Origin of the sequence: Synechococcales cyanobacterium T60_A2020_003 (assembly GCA_015272205.1) — a bacterium.
Lineage (GTDB): Bacteria > Cyanobacteriota > Cyanobacteriia > RECH01 > RECH01 > JACYMB01.
This window is the reverse complement of record JACYMB010000292.1, coordinates 1-7,807: the sequence shown is the minus strand read 5'-3', so window position 1 is coordinate 7,807 and position 7,807 is coordinate 1. Positions and strand designations below refer to the sequence as shown.

Sequence of the window (7,807 nt, the reverse complement as noted above, 5' to 3'; positions counted from 1 at the left end):
AACTGAAATTTACCATGCCTCTCCCGCCCGTAACCCCTCTTTCATGCAACAACGCCGTTTTTTAGGGTTATTTTTAGCGCTACCCTTAGTGATCATTATGCGCGTGTTGTTCCAAGAGATCCTGATTAACGATATTTTGGATCAATGGACGGATGTACCTGGCTCCCAGGGGCAAGCCGCTTCGGATCAGCCATCCCGCTCGAAATCTACGTCGAAGGCGTTTCTAGACCTTACAGACTTTGCCCAAGAGCCAGATAGCACAACCAGAATAGAGCATGAGTCCGACGTTGCTGAGAAGCACAACAGCGAGTGAGAATTAACTCTTTTGATCAAGACGCATCGCTTCTTCTAGCGCCGCCTTCTCCCTAGCACGATTCGCATAAGGCGCTAGCGTTTCCAGATCCCAGTTGGTGAGGATCGATAGATTGTCTAGACTCATCCCCCGCATGAGCATTTCCACACACCAGGTTTGCTGAGCATGAGCCAGTTGAATCGGGTAGCCATCGGGAGTACTGAATCCCTCTGTCCATGCTTGCCAGTATGGCCGGAGATCGGTGTCAGTCAGGGGATCACCCGATGCATTGAGAAAAAGAGCGGATTGCTGATCTTTCCGGCTCTTCAGCCATTGGGTCAGCGGATTGCGCGTGTAGGTTCCGTAGCGCTTGCCCATAATCCACTGATTAATCGGACGTTGGCGATCGCGTCCTGCCCCAACATACAGCACGCTCTGATGAGGATCCGAGTAATAGTGCGATCGCTCTAGGCTCAATAATTCAGCCGGACTTAAGCCTGCTCCAAACAGCACATAGGCGATCGCATAATCTTGACTTCCGGCTTTCTTCGCTTTTTGCAAAATGCCGTGGACGACATAGGCCGATAGATCTGTAACTCCAGATGCGGCGGCGATCGTTTCCGTCACCACCACGGTATCAGACAGAATAGACGACGGAGGCAGAATCTCCACAGAAGACGAAACCGCACCATGTAGAAACAGCGTGACCAAGTTTTCTAAGAAATCCTCCCGATCCTGCCAAAGCTCGTGAAACTCACTGGTAAATTCGATCACGGCATACCCCAACAACATACCGTGCAGCAAGCTCGCCAATTTTTCGGCAGAAAGATAGGTGTGTAAATGCCCTCGGTTAATAATCGTTTCAAAATATTCTGCGACATAGCGATTTGCCTGGGTGACGCCTCGCCCCAAGGCTTTACGGTTCTCCGCCGGAAAACTGCCCGACTCGCCCACCACCGATCGCACCACCTCAGGCACCCGATCCAGCGCTTGCAGACAGGCCGTTGCGTAGTCCTTGAGGGCTTGATAAATATTTCCGGTTTGATTCGCCTGCTGAACGAGGGTTTGTCCCAACTGGGTGAATACAGCCGCTTCCTCGATAACAGCCAAAAGCAAGCGATGCTTGCTTCCAAAATGGCGAAACAGGGTTACCTCATTCACCCCTGCCGAATCCGAAATTTGACGGGTGGTTGTAGCGGTAACACCTTGCTGGGCAAACAGTTCCAATGCCGTGTGAATTAAGCGCTGTCGAGTTGGGTTTTGGGTGGGTGGCATAAAATGTAAGTAACACTTGCAATATTGGCGCGAAATGATTATCGTATAAATGTAAGCAACACTTACATACTCTCCTACTTTAACGACATATTGAACGAGTGACTACTCTTGGTGACTCAGCCCGTTATCACCCTTAGGAGAGGCTCTACTGCTTGCGCCTGATGGCGCTTGTGTCCCTTAGTTTCACAAAAGGATTTTCATGGTCTCGAATTCCTTAACTGCTGACCCCAAGCAGGGTCAACGTTTTGTACTAAACTGGCCAAATATTACCTTCTTCGCAATCATTCATGCCTTAGTACTTCTAGCACCCTGGTTCTTTTCATGGTCAGCAATTGGAGTTGTCATTGTTCTCCATTGGCTATTTGGTAGTATCGGTATTTGTTTGGGATATCATCGGTTGCTGACCCATCGGAGCTTTCAGGTTCCTAAGCCTTTAGAATATGCGATCGCCATTATTGGGGCGATGGCACTGCAAGGGGGGCCTATCTTTTGGGTGTCGGGTCACCGTAGACATCATCTCTACACCGAAGACGTAGACAAAGATCCCTATTCGGCTCGTCGAGGATTCTGGTGGAGTCATATGCTGTGGTTGCTCCATAAACGAGCAGATGTCTTTAGCCGCAACGAATATCAGAAATATGCGCCCGATCTCGCTCGAGATCCCTTCTATCGCTGGCTAGATCAATACTTCCTGCTGCTACAAATTCCTCTGGGTATTGTGCTGTACCTCTGTGGCGGATGGTCGTTTGTGCTCTATGGCCTGGTTATACGTACCGTTTTGCTGTGGCACAGTACATGGTTGATTAACTCTGCTACCCACATGACCGGATACCGGTCCCATCCCTCTAACGATAATTCCCGAAATCTTTGGTGGGCAGCTATTCTCACCTATGGGGAAGGATGGCATAACAATCACCATGCCTATCCCAACGTGGCTAAGGCAGGCTGGAGATGGTGGGAAATTGACATGACGTGGTGGGCGATCGTACTCCTCCAACAGTTGGGGTTAGCCCGTAAGGTCGTGATGCCACCTGTCGCTGAATAATAGACGATAGCCACTGTTATAGCTATGGCCAGCTAGCTTAGGACATGGACATTTTGGTGGAGTGGCGAAGCCGTCCCACCAAAATGTCCTAACCGATATGGCTAGCGCTATAAGACCGTTGAGAGATGGGGGGCAGCCTTCTCCACGCAGGGAGTTCAGCGCTGCACCCCATCCTAGGTAAGCCGTTAGTCGCTACACCAATCGCGAGAGACTCATTAAATTACACAGCTTATATACCGCCCTTGCACCCACATTGCCATCCCAGGCAGCATTACCTATCTCCGATACGTCGAAACCAATGATGTGGCGATCGCTCCGCACCACTTCTCGAAAGAGACAAAAGACTTGCTCTAACTCTAAGCCACCGGGAACGGGAGTCCCCGTTTCAGGACAGAGTTTGGGGTCAAGTCCATCAACGTCAAAACTGATGTAGACATATTCTGGTAGCGTTTCTACGATTCTCTGGCAAATATCGAGCCAGGGCGTTCCCGCGTAGAGTTCTTCTTTCAATCGAGGGTCGTAGAAAGTGTGAATGCGATCGGGCGATCGCTCAATCAGGGCAACTTCTTCATGACAGAGATCGCGAATGCCCACCTGCACTAACTTAGTGATCTGTGGAATGTCGAGGGCGTTGAACATGATTGACGCATGGGAAAATTGAAATCCCTCGTAGGCATCGCGGAGATCGGCGTGGGCGTCAATGTGGAGGATGCCAAAGTTAGCATAGCGTGTGGCTAACGCTTGGAGATAACCCAACGGAATGCTGTGATCTCCACCCACCAAGCCGACGCGTTTGCCTGCATTTAGCGCCGCTTGAGTTTGGGAAAAGAGCCATTGGTTTAAAGCATGTCCGCCCTCGTTGACGAGATGGCGCGATCGCACCAAATCTGGATCGGACTCAATCTCAACGCCTTGCTCCATCGCTTCAATAATCTTGGTTACTTCTTGGCGAAGCTGGCTATTTTTCTCTAAAATCTCGGCAGAAATTGGACACATATAGATGCCCTGCTCCCAGCCGTGAGGATGGTCAATATCGTAGATATCTAACTGGCGCGAAGCTTCAAGAACTGCTTTGGGGCCGTAGGCCGTTCCCGGACGATAGGAGACAGTCACTTCCCACGGCACACCCAAAATAATCGTTTCGGCTGAATCATAGTCAAAGGGGAGACCCAGCAAATTTCCGTTATCTAGGCCAATGCCGCTTGGATCAAAATGTTCTAGTTTGTTTTGTTCAGTCCCCATTCTTCCCTCCGAACATCTTTCAACCTAGACAGCCTTCTAAAACCGACACACTACTTTTCCTAAAATGGACGTCACTGGAATTGCACCAAAGGAACGGCTATCGGTACTCTCATTCGGATTATCTCCCTCTAACCAATAGCCGTCTATCGTTATATCAACAATTCGCTTGATGAGCTTAAACCCTTCTCGTTGGGGATGCCATGCTACAACGATGTCCCCCATCTGGGGGAGGGATTGTTGATAGGCGAAGGGATTGACTAGCAGTTCATCTCCCGGTTGGAACAAGGGAGTCATCGACCTTCCGGTAACCTTGACCCGCGATCGCCGTCTCAAAACCCATAACAACACATCTATTCCGGTGGCGTCACGCAGTTCCAGCGACTTACTCATAAATGCTCTGACACAAAGAGTGTAGCGATCGTCATCACTACACTCTTTTCTTGCAATCAATGACCCAAACTAGCTTGCTTTGTAAAAAGGAACGGTACGATCCTTCGAAGCCCAGAACATGGTGTGGATCTTTTCAACAGCGTCCATTAGTTCTTGAGCATGCTCCAAGCTAACCTCTACTTTACAAGCAGAACATAGCTTGGCCGCCTTCCAGAAGGTGTCGTGCAGATCGGGGAACTTCTCAAGATGAACAGGCTTGAAGTAGTCCGTCCAGAGAATCAACAGATCTTCCTTGGTCTTCTGCGCTTGCTCCTCTTTGATAGCGATGTAGCGAGACAGCGTATTTTGGTACGCGATCGCTGCTTTAGCATCACCAGGCGCAGGTGGAGCGAGATCCAGGATCTTCTTCGTCATGGACAGAACGGCTTCAGCCGTGATCCGAGCCGATGCCGGATCATATACACCACAGGGACCATCACAATGGGCGTGAACAGCCTCTGCCGGAATCAAAGTTTTCAGGTGTGACAGAATCGATTTGAACATATCGTCTCGGATTCAATCGTGTTTCCAAAATATTGAGTACACCAACACACTCAAGCGGAGCATCCTCCATACCCAGAGGAATGGGAACGCCGCGCTTCAGGATTGTATACGACTTATCAGTTCCATCCTATCGCAATGTGTATCCCCTGTGGGGGGATAGGTCATTCGGAAGGTTATGAACTGTGGACATCCGATGCTGAATACGACCTGCTGCACAGCACGCCACCCAACCACACCATTCGAGCCCTGATATAGCGCTAGCCAAAATGTCCATGTCCTAAGCTAGCTGGCAACAGCTATATCAATCTGCTTGAATACCGATTATGGATACGGGCGGGTTTAGCAGACAGAACCCAGCGAGTATTGAGGGTTAACGGCAAAAACCGCCCCAACCTACCTGAAATGGGTCACTCATTAGCTGAATTTGATACGACTTAACGACGAGCGGCGATCGCTTCTTGGGCAAACGGAACCTCGTCTAGTACCGTCAGACCATCTAATAACTGGCGATCGTCGCTAATGTGGGGAAACTTAAGCTGGGGCTCAAACACCCCCCGCTGAATCATCCGCTGGCGCACTTGGGCAAAGCTACCCGGAGCCAGAATTCGAAGATGCGGGGGCGGGATCTGACCCTTACGTTTCGCCGCATAGGACTCCTGAACCTTCGTCAACACCGCTTCAAAGCGATGGAGAAAACGCTGGGGATTGTCTAGGGTCTGCCCGTCCGCTAGTTCAATATTTAGTAAATAATAACTTGGCAAATCCTTAGAAAGAGTCACGCAGAAGTTTTCTAAAGCCACGTCAAACTCCTGCTGAAGTTGCTGCATGGTTTGAATCACGTGGAACTCGGTGGTTTTCTCGGTGGTGGCGCACAGAACCCCACCCTTGCGGTGTCGGAAGATAATTAGCGGAGTAGGGGTATCGTTGTAGTAGCCTTCGACTTCCACCACATCACCAATGTCATACCGATAGAGACCGTTGTAATTGGTGACTAAGATGCGGTAGCGATCGCCCACCGTGAGTTCATGCACCAACTTCGTTTGGGGATTTTCCACCTCCCACTGATCTTCGGGGATGAATTCATAGAAGCCGCTGCTAAGCGCGGGAATGACGCCATCGGTATTAGCGTCTCGATGAATGCCAAAGATCGCCTCTGCAGAGGCGTAGGTACCGCCATAGACCGGAACATCACCAAAGTATTCTGGAAATCGTTCCAGGTAGAAGTTCGATGTTCCCCCCCGTGCGGTGATAATCAGCGACAAATTCGGCCATACCGCTTTAGGAGTCAGGCGTCCTTCGGTGCGTAAAATCGCCTCTAGCTCATCGGCTCGTTTGGGATTTGGCGGACACAGGCGTTCTAGCTTGGCACGCAGATCCGGCTCAATAGGCAACCCATCAGCAAACCCACCATTACGGACATCGTTCACCAAGGTTTCCGAGTACTGTTCTAGATATTGCGCCAACCGCAGACCCAATACGGGGAAATTTGCACCGATCACCTTCAAGTTTTTTTCGCGCAGAGCAAAGGCAAGACACACATAATGCCGGGTTTCAAAATCTCCGACTTGGAGGGCTTCAAAGGGATAGGCAAAGATCCGGCGATAGATACCGTTCATGAGGCGCAACCCGCTGACGCTAACCGGGCCGTAAGGAGTTCCATTTTCGGTTTTGCCCATCGATTGTGCCGAACTGGCTAGCAGCATTTTGCCAAGGGACAGCCCCCGTTTGTGGGCGGCAGCAGCGGCAAAGGCAATGCCCAGACGATTCACTTTTTCAACCTCATTGCGCGATCGCCGCGTCACGGGAATCATTTTCTTACTGCCCGTCGAACCGCTGGTCATGTTGAAGTACACGACAGGATCGGCGGTCATTACATTTGGTTTTCCGGCGATCGCACGGGCGATGTAGGGTTCGTAGTTCTGATACGGCCAGATGGGAACCCGTTGCCGGAATTGATCGACAGTTTGGATCTCTCCCAGTCCATGCAGTTGTCCCAGTACCGTATCTTTCTGCACCTGGAGGAGCGATCGCAAAAAATCGGCCTGGGCTTTGGCTGGATCGTGGGTTTTTCGCAGAAACGCGGCGCGATCGCACTGAGCAAATGCGGCAAGGAGAGAGATTAGAAGATCAGTCATAGCATGCGTGCCTCGAAACAGGCGGGAATCTATACGTTCAGAATAAAGATTCTGGTGATTGTTCCGCTTCGCCTATAGTAGTGAACCAACTGGGTGAAAAGGGTTCACCATGTACTTTTGTAAATTACGTCTAATGTGAATGAGACAAAAGGGCAGGAGAGACTGAGAATCGAAGTACCACCTTTGAAACTCCCCCTCCCCCATGACTAGCATAGACCTTCCCAGCTTGATGACGACCATTTTTGTTCTGGTAGACAATTGGTATCGACAGCAGAGTACCGTGCTTGTCTATCCCCGACCAGGAGCGCACGTGCAATTCAGTGATAGCGAAGTGCTAACCTTAGCCTTGCTGATGGACTATCTGCCGTTTCCCGGTGAAACTCAGTTTCTTGGCTTTATACGTGCTAACTATCTGCCTTGGTTTCCACAGTTGTTGGATCAGAGCCAGTTCAATCGCCGCCTACGCCAATTGGATGGGATGCTAGAATCGCTGCGACGTAGTTGGGTCGTAGCCTTAGGAGCAGACCAGAAAACCCATCTGCTAGTAGACACCAAACCGATTCCTGTGCTGGGACTCAAGGGGGACAAAACCCGCAGTGATTTTTCTGGCAATGCTGCACCGGCCTGTGGTGCGGCTCGGCAGATGGATGACTTTGGCTACAAACTCACCTTGCTCAGTACCTGGAGTGGAATTCCCATTGCCTATGATTTAGTTCCTGCCAACACCGATGAGCGCTTTGCGATTGAGTCGCTGTTGGACGTTGTTAGAGGTTGTTAGAGGTTGTACCATTGGTAGTACATTTTAGTACGGGGCAGAGGAAAAGGGGGTATTCCCTTGCTCGACCAACTTCCGTCTGATTTGGCGATTGTAGTCATGGATGAACA

The 7,807-nt window shown here is 50.4% G+C and carries 8 protein-coding genes; 3 read left to right on the top strand and 5 right to left on the bottom strand.

Features of this window, described 5'->3' with window-relative positions; translation table 11 throughout:
- Positions 1-43: 43 nt before the first annotated feature.
- The gene (locus tag IGR76_14435) at positions 44-313 is read left to right on the top strand and encodes a hypothetical protein (protein MBF2079675.1); all 270 of its coding nucleotides are present in this window, start codon (positions 44-46) and stop codon (positions 311-313) included.
- A gap of 3 nt (positions 314-316) precedes the next feature.
- Here IGR76_14435 and IGR76_14430 read toward each other — a convergent pair whose 3' ends face one another.
- Entirely contained in the window at positions 317-1,567 is a 1,251-nt protein-coding gene (locus IGR76_14430) for a TetR family transcriptional regulator (protein ID MBF2079674.1), read from the bottom strand.
- A 199-nt stretch (positions 1,568-1,766) separates the two neighbouring features.
- Between IGR76_14430 and IGR76_14425 the strand changes: the two genes are divergently transcribed.
- Complete coding sequence (locus tag IGR76_14425) at positions 1,767-2,612, top strand: fatty acid desaturase (GenBank protein MBF2079673.1); 846 nt, start codon at positions 1,767-1,769, stop codon at positions 2,610-2,612.
- A gap of 192 nt (positions 2,613-2,804) precedes the next feature.
- Here IGR76_14425 and IGR76_14420 read toward each other — a convergent pair whose 3' ends face one another.
- The 4 genes from IGR76_14420 to IGR76_14405 all read right to left on the bottom strand — a co-directional run bounded on the left by IGR76_14420 (position 2,805) and on the right by IGR76_14405 (position 6,922).
- The gene (locus IGR76_14420; protein ID MBF2079672.1) at positions 2,805-3,854 is read right to left on the bottom strand and encodes an agmatinase family protein; all 1,050 of its coding nucleotides are present in this window, start codon (positions 3,852-3,854) and stop codon (positions 2,805-2,807) included.
- 36 nt (positions 3,855-3,890) lie between these two features.
- Entirely contained in the window at positions 3,891-4,244 is a 354-nt protein-coding gene (sodX, locus tag IGR76_14415) for a nickel-type superoxide dismutase maturation protease (protein MBF2079671.1), read from the bottom strand.
- Positions 4,245-4,313: 69 nt separating this feature from the next.
- A complete protein-coding gene (sodN, locus tag IGR76_14410) occupies positions 4,314-4,787 on the bottom strand; it encodes a superoxide dismutase, Ni (protein MBF2079670.1) in 474 nt (157 codons plus the stop codon).
- Positions 4,788-5,221: 434 nt separating this feature from the next.
- On the bottom strand, positions 5,222-6,922 hold the full coding sequence (locus tag IGR76_14405; protein MBF2079669.1) for a GH3 auxin-responsive promoter family protein: 1,701 nt from the start codon (positions 6,920-6,922) through the stop codon (positions 5,222-5,224).
- Positions 6,923-7,124: 202 nt separating this feature from the next.
- On the opposite strand from IGR76_14405, the gene IGR76_14400 reads away from it, so the two are divergent.
- A complete protein-coding gene (locus IGR76_14400) occupies positions 7,125-7,700 on the top strand; it encodes a hypothetical protein (GenBank protein ID MBF2079668.1) in 576 nt (191 codons plus the stop codon).
- Positions 7,701-7,807 lie beyond the last annotated feature (107 nt).

Excerpts from the sequence above, each read along its gene's own strand:
- IGR76_14435 (MBF2079675.1), top strand. The coding sequence starts at position 44 with ATGCAACAACGCCGTTTTTTAGGGTTATTTTTAGCGCTACCCTTAGTG.
- IGR76_14430 (MBF2079674.1), bottom strand. The coding sequence starts at position 1,567 with ATGCCACCCACCCAAAACCCAACTCGACAGCGCTTAATTCACACGGCA.
- IGR76_14425 (MBF2079673.1), top strand. The coding sequence starts at position 1,767 with ATGGTCTCGAATTCCTTAACTGCTGACCCCAAGCAGGGTCAACGTTTT.
- IGR76_14420 (MBF2079672.1), bottom strand. The coding sequence starts at position 3,854 with ATGGGGACTGAACAAAACAAACTAGAACATTTTGATCCAAGCGGCATT.
- sodX (MBF2079671.1), bottom strand. The coding sequence starts at position 4,244 with ATGAGTAAGTCGCTGGAACTGCGTGACGCCACCGGAATAGATGTGTTG.
- sodN (MBF2079670.1), bottom strand. The coding sequence starts at position 4,787 with ATGTTCAAATCGATTCTGTCACACCTGAAAACTTTGATTCCGGCAGAG.
- IGR76_14405 (MBF2079669.1), bottom strand. The coding sequence starts at position 6,922 with ATGACTGATCTTCTAATCTCTCTCCTTGCCGCATTTGCTCAGTGCGAT.
- IGR76_14400 (MBF2079668.1), top strand. The coding sequence starts at position 7,125 with ATGACTAGCATAGACCTTCCCAGCTTGATGACGACCATTTTTGTTCTG.